The organism is Enterobacter sp. DSM 30060 (assembly GCF_013375955.1).
Classification (GTDB): domain Bacteria; phylum Pseudomonadota; class Gammaproteobacteria; order Enterobacterales; family Enterobacteriaceae; genus Enterobacter; species Enterobacter intestinihominis.
In genome coordinates this window covers 2,832,478-2,854,729 of record NZ_CP056118.1, presented here as the reverse complement: position 1 = coordinate 2,854,729, position 22,252 = coordinate 2,832,478, and the positions used below count along the sequence as shown (strand labels likewise).

Below are 22,252 nucleotides of genomic sequence, written 5' to 3'. Positions count from 1 at the left end.
TTATGAAGTTATTCAATGGGTAACGCTGTGGTGTATTTAATCTGTTCCATGGCGAAACTGGAGGTGACATCGGACAAGCCCGGTACGCTATTGACCAGCCGCTTGTAAAAATCATCGTAGCGCTTCATGTCTGCCACCTGAACGCGCATCAGATAGTCGTATTCCCCCGCCATGCGCCAGAAGCCGAGCACCTCGGGCATGTCGGAAACCTGGGTGACGAAGCGGCTGTACCATTCGCTGCTGTGATGCTGCGTTTTTATCAGGACGAAGGCGGTCAGTCCAAGCCCCAGTTTTTCGGGGTCCAGCAGCGCCACACGTCCCAGCAGAATGCCATCGTCTTCCAGCTTCTTGAGGCGCTTCCAGCACGGTGTGGTGGTCAGATTAACGGCATCTGCCAGCGCCTGCAAAGAGAGGGTGCAGTCGCTTTGCAGCAAAGAAAGCAGCTTGCGGTCAATTTTATCTAGCATATCCACCTCCCAGAGAAAATTATTCTCCTTACATTCTATTTTAAAGGCCAGATAGCAACAATTTTTTCTGTGCTTTTCGCTATGCTGGGCACAAAATGACAAACGGATAACTACGATGAATAGCACCTGGGTTAAACATGCCATCAGCGAAATAAATGCCGACTATCAGCGCTCGGCAGACACCCATTTGATCCGCCTGCCTTTGCCTGGATTTCCCGGCATTCAGCTTTACCTGAAGGATGAAAGTACCCATCCTACCGGCAGCCTGAAGCATCGCCTGGCGCGTTCACTCTTTTTATACGGTTTATGTAACGGCTGGATTAAAGAAGGCACCACGATTATTGAATCGTCGTCCGGATCAACTGCCGTCTCAGAGGCCTACTTTGCCCGCCTGCTGGGCCTTCCGTTTATCGCTGTGATGCCCTCCTGCACGGCGAAACGTAAAGTTGAACAGATCGAATTTTACGGCGGACGCTGCCACTTTGTGGAAAGCGCCTGCGAAATCTATGCGGCCTCCGAAATGCTGGCCCGCGAACTAAATGGTCACTATATGGACCAGTTCACCTTCGCCGAGCGCGCCACCGACTGGCGCGGCAATAATAACATTGCGGACAGCATTTTCCGCCAGATGACCCACGAGCCACATCCCGTCCCCTCTTACATTGTCATGAGCGCGGGCACGGGCGGAACCTCCGCCACCATCGGACGTTATATCCGCTGTCAGGGTTATGATACGCAGCTGATGGTGGTTGACCCTCAGAACTCGGTGTTCCTTGATTACTGGCAATCTCGCGATGCCAGCCTGCGCAGCCCTGTGGGGAGCAAGATCGAAGGAATTGGTCGCCCGCGCGTCGAACCCTCGTTCATTCCGGACGTTGTGGATGAGATGCTCCGCGTGCCGGACGCCGCCAGCGTCGCGACGGCGCACTGGCTGGAGACACAGCTTGGCCGTAAAGTCGGGGCCTCTACCGGCACCAATATGTGGGGGGCGCTACAACTGGCCGCGAGAATGCGTGAAGAAGGCCTTAGCGGCTCTGTCGTCACGCTGCTGTGCGACAGCGGGGAGCGCTACCTGGACACCTATTACAACGCAGAATGGGTGCAGGCCAATATTGGCGATGTTGAACCGTGGAAAGCGCAGATTTCGCATCTGGTGAAATAAAAAAAAGCCAGGCTTTAGCCTGGCTTGCTGGAAGGATCTCGCTATTCGGGGGAATATGGGAGGTTATTTTTGTCCAGCCAATGCGTCAAAAAATGGGACACCGCTTCGTTACGACAGTGTCCGATAACCGGTAAATGCGGGAGCGCGGCGATAAGTTGCGGCATCGCGTTCCCCATAATCAGACCACGGCCTACGCTGCTCAGCATCTCATGGTCGTTCATGGCGTCACCAAAGGCCATACAGTCCTGCATCGTCAGCCCCAGACGATCGCTCAGCACCGCCAGCGCAGATCCTTTGTTACAGCCCACCGGCAGCACTTCAAGACAGTCCACCGCCGAGAAGGTCAGGTGCGCCCGGTCGCCCAGCGCCTCGTTAAGCTGAATACGCAGGCGGCAGAGATCGTCGTGATCGCCGCAGAAGCAGATCTTGGTTACCTTGTGTGCCGGAATGCGGCGCAAATCGATGAGCTGATATTTAAAGCCACTGTAAACGTGAGCGTGCAGCAAGGCCGGGATCTCACGCCCGGTAAACCAGCCTTCATCGTTAAAAACATGCACGCTGGCCTGCGTATCCCAGGTGCTGTGCAGGACGATGTCCGCCACTTCCGGATCCAGATCCTGACGGTGCAGCACATCGCCCTCGACGGAGTGAATGCGCGTCCCGTTGCCGGTGATCAGGAACGCATCGAGGGCAGATGTTCCCAGTAGATGGCGCATCTCCAGCACATGACGACCAGTGGCAAACGTCAGGGTGACTTCACGCTCGCGCAGGCGCTTAAGTGTGTTCAGGGTTTTCTCCCCTAAACGGTGATCCGGCATTAACAGCGTGCCGTCCATATCAAATGCAGCGAGCCGAGCCATAATTACTCCCGAAATGTGATGCGGTTAACTTGTGCATCAGTATTACGTGAGATATACGGAAGTAATAGTGAATAGATGATAATTATTGTTCCGGGTTTTTCATGCGCCAGCTTAACCGTCTTAACCAGTATCAGCGTCTGTGGCACCCCTCCGCCGGCGCAACGCAGCAGGTGACCATCAGTGAACTTGCCAGCCGCTGCTTTTGCAGCGAGCGACATGTACGCACCCTGCTGCGCCAGGCGCAGGAGGCGGGCTGGCTAAGCTGGCACGCCCGCTCCGGACGAGGAAAGCGTGGGGAATTACGCTTTCACGTCACCCCGGATTCGTTGCGTAATACGATGATGGAAAAGGCCCTGAAAAGTGGACAGCAGCAAAACGCGCTGGAGCTGGCCCAGCTCGCGCCTGAAGATTTGCGATCGCTGCTGCATCCGTTTATGGGCGGGCAATGGCAGAACGATACGCCGACGCTGCGTATTCCCTACTATCGCTCGCTGGAGCCGCTTCAGCCGGGGTTTCTCCCTGGCCGGGCGGAGCAGCATCTGGCGGGACAGGTATTCTCTGGTTTGACGCGTTTTAATGGTAACAGCAGTGAACCCACGGGCGATCTGGCGCATCACTGGGAAGTCTCTGCTGACGGCCTGCGTTGGCATTTCTACATACGCTCCACCCTGCACTGGCATAACGGCGATAAAATAGAGACGGCACAGCTCAGGCAAAGCCTGACGGCGCTGCTATCGCAGCCCGGCATGGACACGCTTTTCCGCAGCGTCTTACGTATCGAAACCACGCATCCGCAAAGCCTGACGTTTATTCTGCATCAACCTGACTATTGGCTGGCGCACAGGCTGGCAACCTACTGTAGCCGTCTGGCGCATCCTGATTACCCCGTGGTGGGCAGCGGTCCCTTTCGGCTGAGCGTTTTTGAGCCTGAACTGGTGCGTCTGGAAAGCCACGAGCAGTATCATCTTGGCCATCCGTTGCTTAAGGCTATCGAGTACTGGATCACGCCCCAGCTTTTTGACTACAGTCTGGGCACCAGCTGTCGCCACCCGGTGCAAATCGCCATTGGCGAGGCCGACGAGCTGGCCAGCCTGCGGCTGGTGAGTAACAGCACCAGTCTGGGCTTCTGCTACCTCACGCTGAAACAAAGTCAGCGTCTGAGCGAACTTCAGGCAAAGCGGCTGATTAATATCATTCATCTCTCAACGCTGCTGCACACGCTTCCCCTGAACGAAGGGCTCATCACTCCTACCGAGGAACTGCTTCCCGGCTGGGCGATCCCCCAGTGGACTGATTTAACCGACGTTGTGCTGCCAGAGGCATTGACGCTTGTCTACCACCTGCCGGTTGAGCTTCACACCATGGCCAGTCAGTTAAAAGCATACCTTGCGCGGCAGGGGTGTGAACTGACCGTCATCTTTCACGACGCCAAGACGTGGGACGGTTGCCAGCAGCTTGCCGATGCAGACATCATGATGGGAGACAGACTGATTGGCGAAGCGCCAGCGTACACCCTTGAGCAATGGCTCCGCTGCGATGCGCTCTGGCCGCATCTGCTGAGCGCACCGGCATACGCCCATTTGCAGGCCACACTGGATGCGGTGCAGACGCAGGCCGACGAACGTGACCGACACGCAGGACTTCAGGCTATCTTCAGCCGATTAATGGAGACAGCCGTCCTGACACCGCTCTTTAACTACCAGTATCAAATCAGCGCGCCTCCGGGGGTCAACGGCATACGCCTTAACACTCGCGGCTGGTTTGACTTCACCGAAGCCTGGCTTCCTCCACCAAACGCGTGAAGAAGCTGGTCGCCGCTTTAGCCAGGCGTTAACATGACGCTTTTACCGTAACTGTCGAGATGATCTATGAAACGTGCCGTCGTCGTGTTCAGCGGAGGACAAGATTCCACAACCTGCCTGATTCAGGCACTTCACCAGTATGATGAAGTGCATTGCGTCACTTTTGATTATGGTCAGCGTCATCGCGCTGAAATCGATGTCGCTCGTGAACTGGCCCTCAAACTGGGCGCCCGCGCTCATAAAGTGCTGGACGTGACGCTGTTAAATGAACTGGCCGTCAGCAGCCTCACCCGCGACAGCATTCCGGTTCCTGATTACGAACCGGATGCCAGCGGCATTCCGAATACCTTCGTACCTGGGCGTAATATTCTCTTCCTGACCCTGACGGCAATCTATGCCTACCAGGTGAAAGCCGAAGCGGTGATCACGGGCGTATGTGAGACCGACTTCTCTGGCTACCCGGACTGTCGGGATGAATTCGTGAAAGCACTCAATCACGCCGTCGATCTGGGTATGGCAAAAGAGACCCGCTTCGAAACGCCGCTGATGTGGCTGGATAAAGCCGAAACCTGGGCGCTGGCCGACTACTGGGGCAAGCTGAATATCGTTCGCAACGAGACCCTGACCTGCTACAACGGCATTAAAGGGGACGGCTGCGGGCAGTGTGCCGCCTGTAACCTGCGCGCGAACGGTCTGAATCATTATCTTGCGGATAAAGCGGGCGTGATGGCCGCGATGCAGAAAAAGACCGGTCTGAAATAAGGGCTAACTGTCCGCGCTGTCGTACAACAGGAGTCGACAGCGCGGGCATTCCTGAATATTACTTATGCGATCATCAGCTCCAGCTTTTCGCGCAACTCCCCTTCCAGCGGCAACGCTTTCTGGGTTTTGAGATCGATACAGACAAAGGTGATCAGCGCATCGGCCACCACCTGCCCTTCTGGCTCAAGCGTGACGACCTGGCTCAATACACCACTTTTGCCATTCAGTTGTTGGACCTCACTGGTCACGGTGAGCACATCCCCAAGCACAGCCGGGCGGCGGTAGTTAATGTTGATGTTGACGACCACAAACGCGATGTTGTGTGCGGTCAGCCACTGGAAGCTTTCGCTGTTCTCCAGGCCATCCCAGCGCGCCTCTTCAAGAAATTCAAGGTAGCGGGCGTTATTGACGTGCTGGTAAACATCGAGGTGATAACCACGGACTTTGATTTGTGTCTGCATAGCGCAATAGCCTTTCGTTGTTATAGGTTCAGAGGTCATAACTGGTATGACCTCTTTATCCTGGCAAATTTTTGCCGCAGTGCAAGTGATTACGCGATTACAGCGTCAGGTGTGCGAGATTGCGCTCAACCAGCGCGCTGCCCATACCCGGCACCTGCTTGAGATCGTCAAGGGTTTTGAAAGGACCGTACTCCTCGCGGTAGCTAACAATGGCCTGGGCTTTTTTAAGTCCCACACCGTTCATCACGCGCGCGAGCTCTTCTGCCGATGCCGAATTGATGCTGACTCGCGTACCGTCATCCTCTGCACTTTTACCGGCATCAGTCGCTTTTGATTGCGTATAAGCCTGCGCAGCTGAGTCTGTTTTGGTCTGTGCAGCCTGCGCTTTAGCCGAGGGCGACGCCGCCAGCGCGCCCGCACTCATCCCGGAAGTGGCAATAGCCAGTGTAATTAACAGTGCTTTGATTCCACATTTCATGCTGTTTTCTCCTTGTTTGTTGACAGCCACGCCACGATAGCCGTACGAGAAAACAGGGACAAACAGCAGATTGCAGAAATGGAAAAGGCCGCGAAAGCGGCCTTTAGTTTTTGCAGAGCCTTACGAAAATCTGCGAGCAGGTACGTAATTATTGCTCCTGGGTCACCACATCACCCAGCTTGATTTTGGCTTCTTTACGCAGGTTGCTCATCATCGCTTCGAAAGCAATCTGGGCATTATTCTGGGTAATTCCCTGAACCATGGCCTTCTTCTGCGCGTCTGGCAGCGTGCCGGCTTTGACTTCATCCAGCGCCAGAATCACCACGTTACCCTGCATATCGGTCGTGGTGCCAAAGACAGGTTTGTCTTTCGCCGGCAGGCTCAGACCAAACGCCGCCTGGCTGACAGGATCCTGACCGGTACGGCTCAGCGTTTTGGCTTCGCCAAAGCTCAGGCCAGCCGCTTTCAGTGCATCGTTCTTACCGCCTTTCAGATCGGCCAGAATTTTCTCTGCATCCAGTTTTGCCTGCTGTGCCGCTTTGTTGTGTTTGACCAGCGCCACCACCTGATCTTTCACTTCCGCCAGGGGCTTCACTGCCTCGGCTTTGTGCTCGCTGACGCGCAGTACGAACGCACGGTCACCGTCAACGGTAATGATGTCTGAGTTGCTGCCCGGCGTACCGTTCTCACCTACCAGACCACCATTGAAAATGGCATCTGAAACCGGTTTGAAGTTCAGTTCTTCCGGCAGATTTTCATGGCTGAACCAGCCCGTCTCAACCGCTTTCACGCCAGCAGCCTGCTCAGCGCCCGCCAGTGATTCGTTGTCGTTGCTTGCGGCATCGCTCACTTTCTGTTGCAGAGCATAGAAGGCGTCCAGCGCTTTCTCCTGCTTCACTTTCGCAGCGATATCATCACGAACGTCAGCCAGCGGCTTGGTTTTCGCCGCCACGACATCGTCCAGACGCGCCACCAGGAAGCCAACGGAGGATTTGATTACACCAGACAGTTGGCCTTTCTCTTTAAGACCCGCATTTTTCAGCTCATCCGGGGTGGTGGAATCTTCCAGCCAGCCCATATCACCACCGTTTTTGGCAGAAATAATGTCGGTGGATTTTGCTTTCGCCACGGTCGCGAAATCAGCGCCTTTGTTCAGCTCGTCCAGCACGGCTTTTGCTTCTGCTTCCGTTTTGGTCTGGATCACGCTGTAACGGTTACGCTGCGGCTGAGTGAACTGATCCTGATGCTGGTCGTAATAAGACTGGATCTCGGCGTCAGCCGCGTTTTTCTGCATCGCAGCTGCATCCAGCTTGATATAGCTTACGCGGAACTGTTCAGGAGAGATGAAGTTGTTCTTGTTTTGCTCATAGTAAGCATTAACTTCAGCGTCGCTAACCTGCTGTTTCGCCGCCAGTGCATTGACATCAATCGTCGCTTCACGCACCACGCGTTGCTGCGCCACCAGTGCCGCCAGCGCTTCAGTTTCGCCTTTCAGCATGAAATCGGTGCCCACCACCGCGTTGATCAGCTGTTGCGTGGTCAACTGGTTACGCAGCGCCTGTGCGTACTGGTCAGCCGTCATCCCCATCTGGTTAACAATGCTGTTGTAACGCGCGTTGTCGAACTTCCCATTAGACTGGAAAGCCTGCGTCGAGAAGATGGCTTTTTTAACCTGCTCATCGCTGATGCCCAGACCGAGGCTTTTCGCGTACTGGTCCAGCAGCGCTTCGTCGATAAGGCGGTTCAGCGTCTGCTGACGCAGGTTTTTCATATAGCCTTCGTTGGCTGCAAGTTCAGAGTATTGGTCGCCCAGCTGTTGCTGCATGCGGTTACGTTCACCAGCAAAAGCGTTCTCGAACTGCCCACGGCTAATTTCCTGGCCATTCACTTTTGCGGCGTAGTTCGCGCCACCGCCGATGAGGTAACTACTCACACCGGTCAATATGAACGACACGATAATGATACCGAAAATAATCTTGAGCACGAGACTGTTAGCAGCCGTGCGTAAGCTGTCCATCATGGTGTAACAACACTCCGCTGTAGGTGACTGGTTACCTGACGCTGACGGAAAATCCTGACCGTCGCGCGTAAAGGCGTATTGTGACAAGAAAACAGGGCAATTGTCAGCCCACAACTCGCATAAACTCGCACAAATCAGGTCTGGACAAACAAAAAAGGCACATCAAACGATGCGCCCTTGTACTTTTCAGCTTCCCTGGAGCGGGAAAGCAATCAATTTACTGCGTCTTTCAGCGCCTTACCTGCACGGAAACCCGGCACTTTAGCGGCAGCAATGGTGATCTCTTTACCGGTCTGCGGGTTGCGGCCAGTACGGGCAGCACGCTCTTTAACCGCAAAAGTACCGAAGCCTACCAGTGCAACGTCGTCCCCAGCTTGCAGAGATTCAGTAACAGAAGCAATTAAAGCATCTAAAGCACGTCCAGCTGCAGCTTTAGAAATATCAGCACCCGCAGCAATTTTGTCAATCAGTTGAGATTTATTCACTGTTCTCTTCCTCTCTTTATAATTTATATCGCACCTGAATCCTTCACAGCGCGACCGCGCAGCAGTTATATCAGTCCTGCTATGACCTTACAACACCCGTTGTTGATGGCTAACCCAATCAGCAATCTAAATTAGCTATACAAAAAAAGGCTGGCAAGTACGAAATGACTTACCAGCCTTGTTTTTATTAGCGCTCTTTGCGCGAGGTCACTATTTTGCGGTTACAACCTGCATTCCGGACGGTTCATTTTGCAGTGCGAGAGTCAGAACTTCCTCAATGCGTTTCACCGGATGGATCTGCAAATCAGCAATAACGTTGTCCGGAATCTCTTCCAGATCGCGTTTATTCTCGTAAGGAATCAATACGGTTTTGATCCCACCACGGTGTGCCGCCAGCAGTTTTTCTTTTAACCCGCCGATGGGCAGTACCTGACCACGCAGCGTAATTTCACCAGTCATGGCCACATCAGCACGGACCGGGTTCCCCGTCAGGCAGGAAACCAGCGCCGTACACATAGCAATACCCGCGCTTGGGCCATCTTTCGGCGTCGCCCCTTCCGGAACATGAACGTGAATGTCGCGTTTTTCGTAGAAATCCGGGTTAATACCCAGTTTTTCCGCGCGCGCACGCACCACGGTCAACGCTGCCTGGATGGACTCCTGCATCACTTCACCGAGCGAGCCAGTGTAGGTCAGCTTGCCTTTACCCGGTACACAGGCGGTTTCAATGGTCAGCAGATCGCCGCCCACTTCCGTCCATGCCAGACCGGTCACCTGACCAACGCGGTTTTCGTTGTCCGCACGACCGTAGTCGAAGCGCTGAACGCCAAGGTAAGCATGCAGATTGTCGCCGTTAATCACAATGTGCTTCAGGCTCTTATCCAGCAGCAGCTGTTTCACCGCCTTACGGCACAGCTTAGAGATCTCACGCTCAAGGCTACGAACGCCCGCTTCACGGGTGTAATAGCGAATGATGCCAATAATCGCGCTGTCCTCGACGGTCAGCTCGTTGGCTTTCAGCGCGTTACGCTCAATCTGTTTCGGCAGCAGGTGCTGCTTAGCAATGTTCAGCTTCTCATCTTCGGTATAACCGGAGAGACGGATCACTTCCATACGGTCCAGCAGCGGGGCCGGAATGTTCATGGAGTTGGAGGTCGCCACGAACATCACATCGCTCAGGTCGTAGTCCACTTCCAGGTAGTGATCGCTGAACGCCACGTTCTGTTCTGGATCAAGCACTTCCAGCAGCGCCGACGCCGGATCGCCACGCATGTCCGAAGACATTTTGTCGATCTCATCGAGCAGGAACAGCGGGTTTTTAACCCCCACTTTCGCCATCTTCTGGATCAGCTTGCCCGGCATAGAACCGATGTAGGTACGGCGGTGACCGCGGATTTCCGCTTCATCGCGTACGCCGCCCAGCGCCATACGGATATACTTACGTCCGGTCGCTTTGGCGATGGACTGGCCCAGAGAGGTTTTACCCACGCCTGGAGGCCCTACCAGGCACAGAATTGGACCTTTGATTTTGTTCACACGGCTCTGTACCGCGAGGTACTCAAGAATGCGGTCTTTCACGCGTTCCAGGCCGTAGTGGTCGGTATCGAGGATTTCCTGCGCCTGACGCAGGTCTTTTTTGACCTTGCTGCGGGCATTCCACGGAACCTGCACCATCCACTCAATATAGCCGCGCACGACGGTCGCCTCTGCCGACATCGGAGACATCATTTTCAGCTTCTGCAACTCAGCTTCGGCTTTCTCTTTCGCCTCTTTCGGCATCTTCGCCGCGTCGATCTTACGCTTCAGCGCTTCGTTTTCATCCGGCGCATCGTCCATCTCGCCGAGCTCTTTCTGAATGGCTTTCATTTGCTCGTTCAGATAGTACTCACGCTGCGATTTTTCCATCTGCTTTTTGACGCGGTTGCGAATGCGCTTCTCAACCTGGAGCAGATCGATCTCAGACTCCATCATCGCCATCAGGTATTCCAGACGTTCGTTAACGTCGGACATTTCCAGCACGGACTGTTTGTCAGCCAGCTTCAGCGGCATGTGCGCAGCGATGGTATCCGCCAGACGTGCAGGATCGTCGATGCTGTTCAGCGACGTCAGCACTTCAGGTGGGATTTTCTTGTTCAGCTTGATGTAGCCTTCAAACTGGCTGATCGCGGTGCGTACCAGCACTTCCTGCTCGCGCTCATCAAGTTCCGGTGAATCAAGGTACTCTGCCTTCGCAGAGAAGTGCTCGCCATCGTCTGACAGAGTGGTAATACGCGCGCGCTGTAAGCCTTCCACCAGCACCTTCACGGTGCCATCTGGCAGCTTCAGCATCTGCAAAATAGAGGCCACGGTCCCGACGGTGAAAAGATCGTTTACACCCGGCTCATCCGTTGATGCTTCCTTCTGCGCAACCAACATGATTTTTTTATCATGATCCATGGCGGCTTCGAGGCAACGGATAGATTTTTCCCGCCCTACAAATAAGGGTATGACCATGTGCGGATAAACCACCACATCGCGCAACGGCAATACGGGGATTTCAATGCGTTCAGAACGCTCAGGATTCATAGAGCTCTCTCTTAGTTTAGTGTCCGCCAGGTAAACTGGTCATGTAACTGTGCTTCACACAACCATTAACATGTAATTCAGTATATGGGGATGTTTCCCATACATTCAACGCCATGAATACGGAAAAAGTAAAGGGGAGATAAAATCCCCCCTTTTTGATTAACTGATTGTATGAAATGGTGAATTATTCGCCAGATGCCTGCTGCGCTTCCGGTTTACCGTAAATCAGTAACGGCTTGGTCTGGCCACCAATGACGGACTCGTCGATCACGACTTTTTCGACATCTTCCATAGAAGGAAGATCGTACATCGTGTCGAGCAATGCTGCTTCCACGATAGAACGCAGGCCACGGGCACCGGTTTTACGCGCCATCGCTTTCTTGGCAATCGCGTCCAGTGCTTCGTCACGGAATTCCAGCTCAACGCCTTCCAGATTAAACAGCGCCTGATACTGCTTGGTCAGCGCGTTTTTCGGCTCTTTCAGGATCTGAATCAGCGCGTCTTCGCTCAGTTCGTTCAGGGTCGCCACAACCGGCAGACGGCCGATAAATTCCGGAATCAAACCAAATTTGATCAGATCTTCCGGTTCAACCTGCGCCAGCAGCTGGCCTTCGTTTGGTTTTTCAGACGTAGCTTTCACCGTTGCGCCAAAACCAATGCCGGAGCCGGTTTCCACACGGTGAGAGATCACTTTATCCAGGCCTGCAAACGCACCACCACAGATAAACAGGATCTTGGAGGTATCAACCTGCAAGAATTCCTGCTGCGGATGTTTACGCCCACCCTGCGGTGGAACAGCCGCAACCGTACCTTCAATCAGCTTCAGGAGCGCCTGCTGCACGCCTTCGCCCGAGACGTCACGGGTGATGGATGGGTTGTCTGATTTACGGGAGATTTTGTCAATCTCATCGATATAGACGATCCCGCGCTGGGCTTTCTGTACGTCGTAATCGCACTTCTGGAGCAGCTTCTGGATAATATTTTCAACGTCTTCGCCCACATAACCGGCTTCGGTCAGGGTGGTGGCATCCGCCATGGTGAACGGAACATCCAGCAGGCGCGCCAGCGTTTCCGCCAGCAACGTTTTACCGGAACCCGTAGGCCCGATCAGCAGAATGTTACTTTTGCCCAGTTCCACGCCATTGCTGGTATCGCCGTTACGCAGACGCTTGTAGTGGTTGTATACCGCCACCGCCAGCACTTTTTTCGCCTGCTCCTGACCAATGACATAGTCGTCCAGGTGGTGGCGAATCTCGTGTGGCGTTGGTAACGCGCTGCGCTCACGGTGCGGCGCGACTTCTTTAATCTCTTCGCGAATGATGTCGTTACATAAATCGACGCATTCGTCGCAGATATACACGGACGGCCCGGCAATCAGTTTACGCACTTCATGCTGGCTTTTGCCGCAAAAAGAGCAGTACAGCAGTTTGCCCGAACCATCTTTGCGTTTATCTGTCATGAGTCCAAACCTCTTTTTAAGTTCTATGTGCCGCACATGACGACGCAAATGCCATACTCAGACGCAAGCTGCTTACAGGCAACGTGCCGCCCTAAATTAGTATAGCGGCACACTCGCGTCGCGGGCATCAATTACGATGGGTCAAAATGGAGTCGACTAAGCCGTACTCAACTGCCTCAGGTGCAGACAGGAAGCGATCGCGCTCGGTATCGCGCTCGATCTGCTCGAGTGGTTGACCCGTATGCTGCGCCATAAGTTCATTCATGCGCGCTTTTACTTTCAGAATTTCTCGGGCGTGGATTTCAATATCCGTCGCCTGGCCCTGGTAACCACCCAGCGGCTGGTGAATCATCACGCGGGAGTTAGGCAGGCAGAAACGCTTACCTTTCGCCCCTGCGGTTAACAGGAAAGCCCCCATGGACGCCGCCTGTCCCATACAGATGGTGCTGACATCCGGCTTGATGAATTGCATGGTGTCATAAATAGACATGCCCGCCGTAATCACACCGCCCGGCGAGTTGATGTACAGGTAAATGTCTTTTTCCGGGTTTTCCGCTTCCAGGAACAGCATCTGCGCCACGATCAGGTTAGCCATATGGTCTTCCACCTGGCCGGTCAGAAAGATAACGCGTTCCTTGAGCAGACGGGAATAGATATCGAAAGATCGCTCACCGCGTGAGGTCTGTTCAATAACCATTGGCACCAGCGCCATATGGGGTGCAAAGTTATCTCGTTCGCCACTGTATGACATTTCCGTCTCCTGGTTCAAAATTGAAAACACCTGCTGTACTGATTGTAACCTTATGGACGGATTATCAGCCAGTCTCAATCATCGTGATTACATACTAATGGGGGTCGCCATGCCCTATTTCAAGCATAACAACGTTTTGTTGTAACGCTAACACTGAAAGGGCGTTTTAGCACCCTTCCAGGACTAAAGCTGTGATAAAAAAAACCCGTCGCCGGAGGGCAACGGGTTTTTTGTTCAAACTTTAAACCGTTGGGGCGAAATTACGCCTGCTGGTTCATCAGTTCGGTGAAAGAGGTCTCTTTTTCGGTTACTTTCGCTTTCGCCAGTACCGCTTCAACAGCCTGCTCTTCCAGTGCAACGTTGCGCATGTTGTCCATCAGCTCTTTGTTCTTACCGTAGAACTCGATCACTTCTGATGGATCTTCATATGCAGAAGCCATCTCTTCGATCAGGCCTTTCACACGCTCTTCGTCAGCTTTCAGCTCGTGGGTACGAATCACTTCGCCCAGCAGCAGGCCAACAACAACGCGACGTTTCGCTTGCTCTTCGAACAGCTCGCGTGGCAGTTCCATCGCTTGCTGCTGGTTGCCACCGAAGCGCTGTGCAGCCTGACGGCGCAGAACGTCGATTTCGCTGTCGATCAGGGCAGCAGGAACGTCGATGTCGTTCGCTTTCACCAGACCTTCAATCGCCTGAGACTTCACGCGGTTACGTACAGCGCCGTTCAGCTCGCGCTCCATGTTTTTACGCACTTCAGCACGCAGACCCGCAACAGAACCATCTTCCACGCCGAAACGCTTGATGAATTCTTCAGTCAGTTCTGGCAGTTCGCGCTCTTCAACTTTCTTCAGGTTGATGACGAACTTCGCTGCTTTACCTTTCAGGTTTTCAGCGTGGTATTCTTCAGGGAAGGTCACGTCGATGGTGAACTCTTCGCCTGCTTTGTGGCCTTTGATACCGTCTTCGAAGCCTGGGATCATACGACCCTGGCCCATCGCCAGTACGAAATCAGACGCTTTACCGCCTTCGAACTCTTCGCCGTCTACTGAACCGGTGAAGTCGATGGTTACGCGGTCTTCCGCGTCAACAGCGCCTTCTTTCTCTTTCCAGTTCGCCTGCTGCTTACGCAGGGTATCCAGCATGCCGTCAACGTCTTCGTCAGTCACGGAAACGATCGGTTTTTCAACTTCGATTGATTCCAGACCTTTCAGCTCAACTTCCGGGTACACTTCGAACTCTACGGAATAGGTGAAGTCTTCGCCCTGCTTGTATTCACCTGGAACGTAGTTTGGCGCGCCGGCTGGATTGATTTTTTCTTTGATGATCGCGTCGATAAAGTTGCGGCTCATCAGTTCACCCAGCACATCCTGACGCACGGAAGCGCCATAACGCTGAGCAACAACATTCATTGGTACTTTGCCCTTGCGGAAGCCGTCAATACGTACTTTTTTTGCTACGTTGACCAGCTCGCTTTTCACAGCAGTTTCGATGCTGTCAGCAGCGATAGTAATCGTTACACGGCGGCCAAGGCCTTGAGTGGTTTCAACTGAAACTTGCATCTTGTTACCTCAAAAAAATCACAGTGCTCGGTCAACTCTGAATCTGTCTGTTATACCGGGATGCTCTCTTATGTGCAGATTCACATTCCCTGTCGCCAGAATCATCCCGAAGACATTCAATAAGACGCGGCATTATAGCGGCATCACTTAGGTGAGTCGAGAACGGTTGGAGCATGTTGCTGCGGCTTTTTTCACACTTTAAGGCTATTTTTAGCCTTAAAAACGCGCCATCCGCTCAAAACTCAGACAAAACAAAACGGCCCGAAGGCCGTTTTGACGAAATCTGTAAGCAACATACTGGAAAAACTCCGGCGGTTGCAAATCCGATTTATCAGGCGATGGTGCCTGCACCCCGACAAGGCGGTGATGCGAATACCGTATCCTGCAGCCCTTCCCATTCCTTAATGGTGTAGGTATGCAGCGCCAGCGCATGTACGGTTGTGGAGAGTTCTTCCGTCAAGGTGCTGTAGATCAAGCGGTGTCGGTTCAGGAAACGTTCTCCCGTGAAGCGATCGCTGACCAGAACCACTTTGAAGTGGCTTTCAGAACCTGCCGGCACGTTATGACGATAGCTTTCGTCGACAACTTCGAGAAACACAGGGTTGAACGCTGCCCTTAATTTTTCTTCTATCTGTTCACGTATCATCATGAAATCACTCCTCCGACAACGCTAAGATGTCACCCATCCCTTTAAATATTAGCCGCTTTTACCGGTTCCATTACACCGTGACAACAAATATTTAGCTTTCGTCTGATTTTCTCATCCAAACGGATGAAGTTCACTATGAGGTTCATACGTTTTGTCACTTACAGGCAGAGAAAAGCGGCAAGGTGGTCAGTTTTCGGACAAGGCGATGAATTTACATGCGTTGACCACTTCCCCTGGCCGTTGGCGATGTTATGATGGCGGCAATTTTTCTCTCTTTGCTTACGATTCGTTGAGAACCCGAAAATGTTAAAAAAAATCTTCTTTCCGTTGGTAGCACTCTTTATGCTCGCCGGTTGCGCAACCCCGCCGACGACCATTGACGTTTCACCAAAAATTACCCTGCCTCAGCAGGATCCAAGCCTGATGGGCGTGACGGTCAGCATTAATGGCGCCGATCAGCGTCAGGACCAGGCGCTGGCGAAAGTGACTCGCGACAACCAGCAGGTTACGCTGACCGCTTCCCGCGACCTGCGCTTCCTGTTGCAGGAAGTACTGGAAAAACAGATGACCTCCCGTGGCTACATGATTGGCCCAAGCGGCGCGGTTGATCTGCAAATCATCGTGAACAACCTGTACGCTGACGTCTCTCAGGGTAACGTTCGCTACAACATTGCGACCAAAGCCGATATCTCCATCATCGCTACCGCGAAGAACGGCAACAAGATGAACAAAAACTACCGTGCAAGCTATTCCGTTGAAGGCGCATTCCAGGCCTCCAACAAAAATATCGCTAACGCGGTTAACAGCGTGCTGACTGACACCATTGCCGACATGGCACAGGACACCAGCATTCACGACTTCATCAAGCAGAACGCACGTTAATCCTGCTGACTGACCCGGTGCTTCACCGGGTCAGTTCATAAGAACATGTCCAGTCACTACTTACGCATTTTCCAGCAACCGAAATCAGCTATTCTGCTGATCCTGGGTTTCGCCTCCGGTTTACCCCTTGCGCTCACCTCCGGCACGTTACAGGCGTGGATGACGGTTGAGAACATCGATCTTAAAACCATTGGTTTCTTCTCGCTCGTCGGCCAGGCTTACGTCTTTAAGTTCCTGTGGTCGCCAGTGATGGATCGCTATACCCCACCGTTCCTCGGGCGCCGTCGCGGCTGGTTAGTGATGACGCAGGTGCTGCTGTTGCTCGCCATTGCCGCAATGGGTTTCCTTGAACCGTCAACGCAGCTGCGCTGGATGGCCGCGCTTGCGGTGGTCATCGCCTTCTGCTCCGCCTCGCAGGACATTGTTTTTGACGCCTGGAAAACGGACGTCCTGCCAGCAGAAGAGCGTGGCGCCGGTGCGGCAATCAGCGTGCTCGGCTACCGCCTGGGTATGCTGGTTTCCGGCGGACTCGCACTGTGGCTTGCTGACCGCTATCTCGGCTGGCAGGGCATGTACTGGCTGATGGCCGCACTGCTGATCCCCTGCATTATTGCCACCCTATTCGCGCCTGAACCGAGCGATGTGATCCCGGTTCCACGCTCGCTGGAGCAGGCCGTCGCCGCACCGCTGCGCGACTTCTTTGGTCGCAATAATGCCTGGCTGATCCTGCTGCTTATTGTCCTTTATAAGCTTGGCGACGCTTTCGCCATGAGTCTGACCACTACCTTCCTGATCCGCGGCGTCGGGTTTGATGCGGGCGAGGTCGGCGTGGTGAACAAAACCCTGGGGCTGTTTGCCACGATTGTCGGCGCGCTGTACGGCGGCGTATTGATGCAGCGCCTGACGCTGTTCCGCGCTCTGCTGATATTTGGCATCCTTCAGGGCGCATCGAATGCCGGTTACTGGCTGCTGTCGATCACCGACAAGAATATGATCAGTATGGGGACGGCGGTATTCTTTGAGAACCTGTGCGGCGGTATGGGCACTGCGGCATTTGTCGCCCTGCTGATGACGCTGTGCAATAAGTCATTTTCCGCTACCCAGTTTGCGCTGCTCTCTGCCCTTTCCGCCGTCGGGCGCGTATACGTTGGCCCCGTCGCGGGCTGGTTTGTTGAAGCCTACGGTTGGCCGACCTTTTATCTCTTCTCGGTGGTGGCGGCCGTGCCGGGGATTTTATTGCTGCTGGTCTGTCGCCAGACGCTGGAATATACCCAGCGGACGGAACACTTCATGCCGCGCACGGAATATCACGCTGCCTATCGGTTTGCCCTGCGTCTGCTAATGGCAGGTTGTCTTGCCCTGGTAGGGTGGCTCACGGTGCTCATCATGAATGCGACTACCGACTTGTCACTTCCTTTTGAAACCCTTCTGCTTGATGCAGGTGTGTTTCTCGCCCTGGCGGGGATCCTGACGGGTGGGATGCTGGATTTCATGTCATTACGAAAGACGCAGATGACATGAAGTAAAAAGCGAAAGGTTATTTCCCGTTGTAATAACAGCCCGAAATTATAACGGTGAAATAACCGCCATCGACAAAAAAATATTTGTTGTTTTGTGCGGGATAGCATTCGGAAATTATTGGAGCTTATTTCGCTACGCTATTTTTCATTAAACGATTCAGCATTCGAAACATTGAATTTTCGTTTTTTAGTTGTCTTTTTATTGATAATTAATTGTTAACTAATTGTGTGTTTTTCGCAATGGTTATACCAATTGTCCCTTTTGCGGTATGCTGGGGCACCCTTTCGTTATAACGCCCACTCCGTGCGGCTTCCGTCTGGAAACGCGACATAATTTGCAACACTTGTGACATGTGCGGCAGAACCCAGTAACACCTTCCTGACACAGGGCTAATGATGTTTACAGTAATGTAACCTTCCCGTAAAATGCCCCCACACTTTAAACGCCACCAGACTCCCGTGGAATTGAGGTCGTTAAATGAGACTCAGGAAATACAATAAAAGTTTGGGATGGTTGTCATTATTCGCAGGCACTGTATTACTCAGTGGCTGCGATTCTGCACTACTAGACCCCAAAGGACAGATTGGACTGGAACAACGTTCATTGATACTGACGGCTTTTGGCCTGATGTTGATTGTGGTTATTCCTGCCATCTTGATGGCTGTTGGTTTCGCCTGGAAGTATCGTGCGAGCAATAAAGATGCGAAGTATAGCCCTAACTGGTCACACTCCAATAAAGTGGAAGCTGTGGTCTGGACGGTACCTATTCTGATCATCCTGTTCCTTGCTGTACTGACCTGGAAAACCACTCACGCACTTGAGCCGAGCAAACCGCTGGTTCACGATGAAAAACCCATTACCATTGAAGTGGTCTCCATGGACTGGAAATGGTTCTTCATCTATCCAGAACAGGGTATTGCTACCGTGAATGAAATCGCCTTCCCGGCGAACACTCCGGTTCAGTTCAAAGTGACCTCCAACTCCGTAATGAACTCCTTCTTCATCCCACGTCTGGGCAGCCAGATTTACGCGATGGCCGGTATGCAGACTAACCTGCATCTGATTGCGAATGAAGCAGGCACCTACGACGGTATCTCCGCCAGCTATAGTGGCCCGGGCTTCTCGGGTATGAAGTTCAAAGCTATCGCTACGCCAGACCGCGCGACTTTCGACCAGTGGGTTGCAAAAGCGAAGCAGTCTCCTAACACCATGTCTGACATGGCGGCGTTCGAAAAAGTGGCTGCACCTAGCGAATACAACAAGGTGGAGTACTTCTCTAACGTGAAACCGAATCTGTTCAAAGATGTTATTGGCAAATTTATGGATCACGGCATGAGCATGGACATGACCCAGCCTGAAGGCGAGCACAACACGCACCAGGGTATGGAAGGCATGGACATGAGCCACGCGGAAACCGCTCACTAAGGGGCCGAGGAAGAAAATGTTCGGAAAATTGACATTGGATGCGGTGCCGTACCATGAACCCATTATCATGGTTACGATTGCTGCAATTATCATTGGTGGCGCGGCCTTAGTTGGCCTGATCACTTACTTCGGTAAGTGGAGCTACCTGTGGAACGAGTGGCTGACTTCGGTTGACCACAAAAAACTCGGCATCATGTACTGCATCGTCGGTATCGTCATGTTAATTCGTGGCTTTGCGGATGCAATCATGATGCGTAGCCAGCAGGCGCTTGCGTCTGCGGGCGAAGCCGGATTCCTGCCACCGCACCACTACGATCAGATCTTTACTGCTCACGGCGTTATCATGATCTTCTTCGTGGCGATGCCGCTGGTAATCGGTCTGATGAACGTTGTCGTTCCGCTGCAAATCGGCGCGCGCGACGTTGCGTTCCCGTTCCTGAACAACCTGAGCTTCTGGTTCACCGTTGTCGGCGTTATCCTGGTTAACCTGTCACTGGGTGTGGGCGAATTTGCTCAGACCGGCTGGCTGGCCTACCCGCCACTTTCGGGAATTGAGTACAGTCCGGGCGTGGGCGTTGACTACTGGATTTGGGCGCTTCAGCTCTCCGGTGTCGGTACCACCCTGACCGGTATTAACTTCTTCGTGACCATCCTGAAGATGCGTGCACCAGGTATGACGATGTTCAAGATGCCAGTATTTACCTGGGCATCTCTGTGCGCCAACGTCCTGATTATCGCGTCGTTCCCAATTCTGACCGTCACCATCGCGCTGCTGACCCTGGATCGCTATCTGGGTACCCATTTCTTCACGAATGATATGGGTGGCAACATGATGATGTACATCAACCTGATTTGGGCCTGGGGTCACCCGGAAGTGTACATCCTGGTTCTGCCGGTGTTCGGTGTGTTCTCCGAAATCGCGGCAACCTTCTCGCGTAAACGTCTGTTTGGTTACACCTCTCTGGTGTGGGCAACCGTGTGTATTACCGTCCTGTCGTTCATCGTCTGGCTGCACCACTTCTTCACCATGGGTGCGGGCGCCAACGTAAACGCCTTCTTTGGTATTACCACTATGATTATCGCGATCCCGACCGGGGTTAAGATCTTCAACTGGCTGTTCACCATGTACCAGGGCCGTATCCAGTTCCACTCAGCGATGCTGTGGACCATCGGCTTCATCGTGACCTTCTCCGTAGGTGGGATGACCGGCGTGCTGCTGGCGGTTCCGGGCGCTGACTTTGTCCTGCACAACAGTCTGTTCCTGATTGCGCACTTCCATAACGTTATCATCGGCGGCGTCGTCTTCGGCTGCTTCGCAGGTGTGACCTACTGGTGGCCAAAAGCGTTCGGTTTCACCCTGAACGAAAAATGGGGCAAACGCGCGTTCTGGTTCTGGATCATCGGCTTCTTCGTGGCGTTTATGCCGCTGTACGTGCTGGGCTTCATGGGGATGACCCGTCGTCTGAGCCAGCAGATCGATCCGCAGTTCCATCCGATGCTAATGATTGCAGCGGGCGGCGCCGCGCTGATTGCCTGCGGTATCCTGTGCCAGCTGATTCAGTACTACGTGTCTATCCGTGACCGTAACCTGAACCGCGACCTGACCGGTGACCCGTGGGGTGGCCGTACGCTGGAGTGGTCTACCTCTTCTCCACCTCCGTTCTATAACTTTGCCGTAGTGCCGCACATTCATGAGCGTGACGCATTCTGGGAAATGAAAGAAAAAGGTGAAGCGTACAAGCAACCTGAACATTACGAAGAGATCCATATGCCGAAAAACAGCGGTGCGGGCATCGTGATTGCCGCCTTCGCAACGGTATTTGGTTTCGCAATGATCTGGCACATCTGGTGGATGGCGATTGTTGGCTTCGCTGGCATCGTAATCAGCTGGATTGTGAAGAGCTTTGACGAGGACGTGGACTACTACGTACCAGTCCGTGAAGTTGAAAAGCTGGAAAACCAGCATTTTGACGAGATTTCTAAAGCGGGGCTGAAAAATGGCAACTGATACTCTGGCGCACTCGACTGCCCACGCGCATGAACATGCGCACCATGATACAGGACCGACGAAAGTCTTCGGTTTCTGGATCTACCTGATGAGCGACTGCATCCTGTTCTGCTGTCTGTTCGCAACCTATGCCGTTCTGGTGAACGGCACAGCGGGCGGCCCGACCGGTAAGGACATCTTTGAGCTGCCGTTCGTTCTGGTTGAAACCGCACTGCTGTTATTCAGCTCCATCACCTACGGCATGGCGGCTATCGCCATGTACAAAAACAACAAAAGCCAGGTTGTTTCCTGGCTGGCGTTGACCTGGTTATTTGGTGCTGGCTTTATCGGGATGGAAATCTATGAATTCCATCACCTGATTGCGGAAGGCTTTGGTCCGGATCGCAGTGGCTTCCTGTCAGCGTTCTTCGCGCTGGTCGGCACCCACGGTCTGCACGTGACCTCGGGTCTGATCTGGATGGCAGTGCTGATGTTCCAGATCTCCCGTCGCGGCCTGACCAGTACTAACCGTACCCGTATCATGTGCCTGAGCCTGTTCTGGCACTTCCTGGACGTGGTATGGATCTGTGTGTTCTCTGTTGTCTATCTGATGGGGGCGATGTAATGAGTCATTCTAACGATCATGGCGCTTCCCACGGCAGCGTAAAAACCTACATGACAGGTTTCATCCTGTCGATCATCCTGACGGTGATCCCGTTCTGGATGGTGATGAACGGTTCTGCATCTAAGCCGGTTATCCTAGGCGCAATCCTGGTGACCGCGGTGATTCAGATTCTGGTGCATCTGGTTTGCTTCCTGCACATGAATACCAAGTCCGATGAAGGCTGGAACATGACGGCCTTTATCTTTACCGTGATTATCATCGCTATCCTGGTAGTCGGTTCCATCTGGATTATGTGGAACCTTAACTACAACATGATGGTTCACTAAGAGCGG

General features: G+C 53.3%; 20 protein-coding genes. 9 read left to right on the top strand and 11 right to left on the bottom strand.

The features are described 5' to 3' along the window. Positions 1–8 precede the first annotated feature (8 nt). Complete coding sequence (locus tag HWQ15_RS13550) at positions 9–467, bottom strand: Lrp/AsnC family transcriptional regulator (RefSeq protein WP_022647254.1); 459 nt, start codon at positions 465–467, stop codon at positions 9–11. A 115-nt stretch (positions 468–582) separates the two neighbouring features. On the opposite strand from HWQ15_RS13550, the gene HWQ15_RS13545 reads away from it, so the two are divergent. After that, on the top strand, positions 583–1,629 hold the full coding sequence (locus tag HWQ15_RS13545; protein ID WP_022647253.1) for a PLP-dependent cysteine synthase family protein: 1,047 nt from the start codon (positions 583–585) through the stop codon (positions 1,627–1,629). Between the two features lie 41 nt (positions 1,630–1,670). Here HWQ15_RS13545 and cof read toward each other — a convergent pair whose 3' ends face one another. Beyond that, complete coding sequence (gene cof, locus HWQ15_RS13540) at positions 1,671–2,489, bottom strand: HMP-PP phosphatase (protein WP_063149163.1); 819 nt, start codon at positions 2,487–2,489, stop codon at positions 1,671–1,673. Positions 2,490–2,590: 101 nt separating this feature from the next. Here cof and HWQ15_RS13535 point away from each other — a divergent pair, with 101 nt between their 5' ends. Further along, entirely contained in the window at positions 2,591–4,291 is a 1,701-nt protein-coding gene (locus HWQ15_RS13535) for an SgrR family transcriptional regulator (RefSeq protein ID WP_063149162.1), read from the top strand. Between the two features lie 66 nt (positions 4,292–4,357). After that, entirely contained in the window at positions 4,358–5,053 is a 696-nt protein-coding gene (gene queC / locus HWQ15_RS13530) for a 7-cyano-7-deazaguanine synthase QueC (RefSeq protein ID WP_063149161.1), read from the top strand. Positions 5,054–5,115: 62 nt separating this feature from the next. On the opposite strand, the gene HWQ15_RS13525 is transcribed toward queC, so the two are convergent. The 9 genes from HWQ15_RS13525 to bolA all read right to left on the bottom strand — a co-directional run bounded on the left by HWQ15_RS13525 (position 5,116) and on the right by bolA (position 15,480). Then, positions 5,116–5,514, bottom strand: a complete 399-nt coding sequence (locus HWQ15_RS13525) for a YbgC/FadM family acyl-CoA thioesterase (protein ID WP_017694410.1) — start codon at positions 5,512–5,514, stop codon at positions 5,116–5,118. Between the two features lie 97 nt (positions 5,515–5,611). Then, entirely contained in the window at positions 5,612–5,992 is a 381-nt protein-coding gene (locus HWQ15_RS13520; RefSeq protein ID WP_038415510.1) for a helix-hairpin-helix domain-containing protein, read from the bottom strand. Positions 5,993–6,140: 148 nt separating this feature from the next. Next, a complete protein-coding gene (ppiD, locus tag HWQ15_RS13515) occupies positions 6,141–8,012 on the bottom strand; it encodes a peptidylprolyl isomerase (protein WP_063149160.1) in 1,872 nt (623 codons plus the stop codon). A gap of 212 nt (positions 8,013–8,224) precedes the next feature. Next, a complete protein-coding gene (gene hupB, locus HWQ15_RS13510; protein ID WP_002444653.1) occupies positions 8,225–8,497 on the bottom strand; it encodes a nucleoid-associated protein HU-beta in 273 nt (90 codons plus the stop codon). Positions 8,498–8,707: 210 nt separating this feature from the next. Further along, the gene (gene lon, locus HWQ15_RS13505) at positions 8,708–11,062 is read right to left on the bottom strand and encodes an endopeptidase La (protein WP_014882775.1); all 2,355 of its coding nucleotides are present in this window, start codon (positions 11,060–11,062) and stop codon (positions 8,708–8,710) included. 184 nt (positions 11,063–11,246) lie between these two features. Beyond that, the gene (gene clpX, locus HWQ15_RS13500; RefSeq protein WP_006809879.1) at positions 11,247–12,521 is read right to left on the bottom strand and encodes an ATP-dependent protease ATP-binding subunit ClpX; all 1,275 of its coding nucleotides are present in this window, start codon (positions 12,519–12,521) and stop codon (positions 11,247–11,249) included. A gap of 127 nt (positions 12,522–12,648) precedes the next feature. Continuing rightward, positions 12,649–13,272, bottom strand: coding sequence for an ATP-dependent Clp endopeptidase proteolytic subunit ClpP (gene clpP / locus HWQ15_RS13495; protein ID WP_006809880.1), 624 nt, complete (start codon positions 13,270–13,272; stop codon positions 12,649–12,651). A gap of 260 nt (positions 13,273–13,532) precedes the next feature. Beyond that, positions 13,533–14,831 carry a trigger factor gene (gene tig / locus HWQ15_RS13490; protein WP_006809881.1) on the bottom strand — a complete coding sequence of 433 codons (1,299 nt, stop codon included), beginning with the start codon at positions 14,829–14,831 and terminating at the stop codon, positions 13,533–13,535. Between the two features lie 331 nt (positions 14,832–15,162). Continuing rightward, on the bottom strand, positions 15,163–15,480 hold the full coding sequence (bolA, locus tag HWQ15_RS13485) for a transcriptional regulator BolA (protein ID WP_003859051.1): 318 nt from the start codon (positions 15,478–15,480) through the stop codon (positions 15,163–15,165). 303 nt (positions 15,481–15,783) lie between these two features. Between bolA and HWQ15_RS13480 the strand changes: the two genes are divergently transcribed. The 6 genes from HWQ15_RS13480 to HWQ15_RS13455 all read left to right on the top strand — a co-directional run bounded on the left by HWQ15_RS13480 (position 15,784) and on the right by HWQ15_RS13455 (position 22,246). After that, positions 15,784–16,362, top strand: a complete 579-nt coding sequence (locus tag HWQ15_RS13480; RefSeq protein WP_022647246.1) for a lipoprotein — start codon at positions 15,784–15,786, stop codon at positions 16,360–16,362. A gap of 45 nt (positions 16,363–16,407) precedes the next feature. Continuing rightward, positions 16,408–17,883: a muropeptide MFS transporter AmpG gene (ampG, locus tag HWQ15_RS13475; RefSeq protein WP_022647245.1), complete on the top strand. Its 1,476-nt coding sequence runs from the start codon at positions 16,408–16,410 to the stop codon at positions 17,881–17,883. Positions 17,884–18,360: 477 nt separating this feature from the next. Continuing rightward, positions 18,361–19,308: a cytochrome o ubiquinol oxidase subunit II gene (cyoA, locus tag HWQ15_RS13470; RefSeq protein ID WP_006809886.1), complete on the top strand. Its 948-nt coding sequence runs from the start codon at positions 18,361–18,363 to the stop codon at positions 19,306–19,308. 16 nt (positions 19,309–19,324) lie between these two features. Continuing rightward, positions 19,325–21,316 carry a cytochrome o ubiquinol oxidase subunit I gene (gene cyoB, locus HWQ15_RS13465; protein ID WP_006809887.1) on the top strand — a complete coding sequence of 664 codons (1,992 nt, stop codon included), beginning with the start codon at positions 19,325–19,327 and terminating at the stop codon, positions 21,314–21,316. Continuing rightward, positions 21,306–21,920, top strand: a complete 615-nt coding sequence (locus tag HWQ15_RS13460; RefSeq protein WP_022647243.1) for a cytochrome o ubiquinol oxidase subunit III — start codon at positions 21,306–21,308, stop codon at positions 21,918–21,920. Before cyoB ends, HWQ15_RS13460 begins: the two co-directional genes overlap by 11 nt. Beyond that, entirely contained in the window at positions 21,920–22,246 is a 327-nt protein-coding gene (locus HWQ15_RS13455; RefSeq protein ID WP_006809888.1) for a cytochrome o ubiquinol oxidase subunit IV, read from the top strand. The genes HWQ15_RS13460 and HWQ15_RS13455 overlap by 1 nt, the downstream gene beginning before the upstream one ends. The last annotated feature ends 6 nt before the right edge of the window (positions 22,247–22,252 follow it).